Below are 1,547 nucleotides of genomic sequence, written 5' to 3'. Positions count from 1 at the left end.
CACTTCTTAAAGATGATAAAATTAAGGAGTTTTATGAAAAGTTTGATTTTAATTTTTCAGATTTTAGACCGGATTTAATAAAAGTATTAGAGAAAAGTGAAAATATAAAAGTCCTTGATAAAAATTTAAATACTATTAAGTGCTCAAATAATAAAATAAAATTACAATTGTGTGACATAAAAATGTCTGATTTTTCAAATACATACTATTTAGAATTAGGTCTTTACATGATGGTTTTAAATAAGTTTATTTATGAAAATGATTTAGATGATAAGTATGAAGTTGCAGCGACAGCAATTATATATCCACAGAAAAATAATGAATCAGAAGTGGAAAGAGAAAGTAGAATTAAGGATAAAAGTTATTCTATAGAAGAATGGGTAGCTGAATTTTCTTCATTGAAAAGTAGTTTGGAAGATATATTTATGCAAGAACTTCCTGAGATAATTAAGATAATTGAACAAGGAAATACAGATGAATATTTGAATGTTAAAATCACATCAAGATGTCAAACTTGTGATTATTATGGAGGACAATATTCAGAGTTTTTGAGACAAAGAATACAGATTGAAAATAAAAAGAGAAAGAGTGAAGATCCTAATTATATTGAACAAGATATAAATCAGTATCTAAAGGATCCAAGAAATCATTTTTGCAGATATTATATGAAAGAAATTGAAAATATAAACATATTGCCTGCATTAAAAAACGGTGAGAAAAATATATTATTAGATAAAGGAATAAATTCATTAGATAAATTAAATAAAGAAATCGAATTAAATACTTCAGGAGTATTTAATTCAAATGTTACATTAAAGGCCGATAAAATAAGATTAGGTGAAGAAGTTAAATTAAGAAAAGATAAGACTAATAATTTTATATATACAACTAATAATTCTTTAAACATGCCGTTATATTCTAATTTAAATATTTTTATAGATATAAAGAAAGATACTCAAGGAAGAACTATATCATTAGCCTTTTTATATACATTCTATGCTAAAGATTTTAGTGGAAATGTAATTAAAGATAGTTCTAAAGGAAATGAATATATAGACATAATTAGTGACTATTCATCTGAAAATGAAAAGAAAGCTACATTGGACTTTTTAATTAAGTTAAATAATGTTTTGTCGCAATTTGAGAAAATAAAATTATTATATGGACATGCACCAACATTTGCGATTATATACTGGGGAGAAGAAGTAATAGAACATTTAAAAGAACTTTTTATAAAGGTAATGAAGTATATTACATCAAGTGGTGAAGGAATTGAAGAAATTTATACAGATTTAGAATCAGATGAAGAAATTTTAGAAAAGAAGAAGGATATAAAAAAAGTTTTATATAGATTTAATGTCTTCTTTACAGATGATGATGAATTAAAGGATTACCGAGTTGTAGAAACAAGCCCATTTTTTAATATGAAAAAGTGTATTGAGGAAGTTATGGTTATTGATTTGAATTATAATTATACATTAACAGAAGTATATAATAAAATGTTCAATAAAGATTATGGCAATTATTATTGTAAGCCAGATTCAGAT

The 1,547-nt window shown here is 24.0% G+C and carries 1 protein-coding gene; it reads left to right on the top strand.

The window, feature by feature from the left end:
* Positions 1-1,547 (top strand): hypothetical protein (locus tag Q0F58_RS19585; protein ID WP_294379778.1); only part of this gene is annotated, 1,547 nt, incomplete at both ends.

It is taken from the genome of uncultured Clostridium sp., from assembly GCF_934754915.1.
In the GTDB taxonomy this organism is placed as follows: domain Bacteria; phylum Bacillota; class Clostridia; order Clostridiales; family Clostridiaceae; genus Clostridium.
The sequence above is the reverse complement of the archived record's forward strand: the minus strand, read 5'-3'. Positions and strand labels throughout refer to the sequence as shown.